Raw genomic sequence first — 674 nt, 5'->3', positions numbered from 1 at the left:
CTAAATACTCCTGACTGACCGATAGTGAACCAGTACCGTGAGGGAAAGGCGAAAAGAACCCCTGTGAGGGGAGTGAAATAGAACCTGAAACCGTGTACGTACAAGCAGTGGAAGCCCACTTGTTGGGTGACTGCGTACCTTTTGTATAATGGGTCAGCGACTTAATTTTAGTAGCAAGGTTAACCGTATAGGGGAGCCGTAGGGAAACCGAGTCTTAACTGGGCGAATAGTTGCTAGGATTAGACCCGAAACCCGGTGATCTAGCCATGAGCAGGTTGAAGGTTGAGTAACATCAACTGGAGGACCGAACCCACTAATGTTGCAAAATTAGGGGATGACTTGTGGTTGGGGGTGAAAGGCCAATCAAACCGGGAGATAGCTGGTTCTCCCCGAAATCTATTTAGGTAGAGCCTCGGACGAATACTACTGGGGGTAGAGCACTGTTTAGGCTAGGGGGTCATCCCGACTTACCAACCCTATGCAAACTCCGAATACCAGTAAGTACTATCCGGGAGACACACGGCGGGTGCTAACGTCCGTCGTGAAGAGGGAAACAACCCAGACCGCCGGCTAAGGTCCCAAAGTCATAGTTAAGTGGGAAACGAAGTGGGAAGGCTCAGACAGCCAGGATGTTGGCTTAGAAGCAGCCATCATTTAAAGAAAGCGTAATAGCT

At 49.7% G+C, this 674-nt stretch carries 1 rRNA gene; it reads left to right on the top strand.

Annotated elements, in window-relative coordinates:
* Positions 1 to 674 (top strand): 23S ribosomal RNA (locus ACFQ1C_RS16160); the annotation flags it as partial.

It is taken from the genome of Oceanisphaera ostreae, assembly GCF_042676125.1.
Classification (GTDB): domain Bacteria; phylum Pseudomonadota; class Gammaproteobacteria; order Enterobacterales; family Aeromonadaceae; genus Oceanimonas; species Oceanimonas ostreae.
The sequence above is the reverse complement of the archived record's forward strand: the minus strand, read 5'-3'. Positions and strand labels throughout refer to the sequence as shown.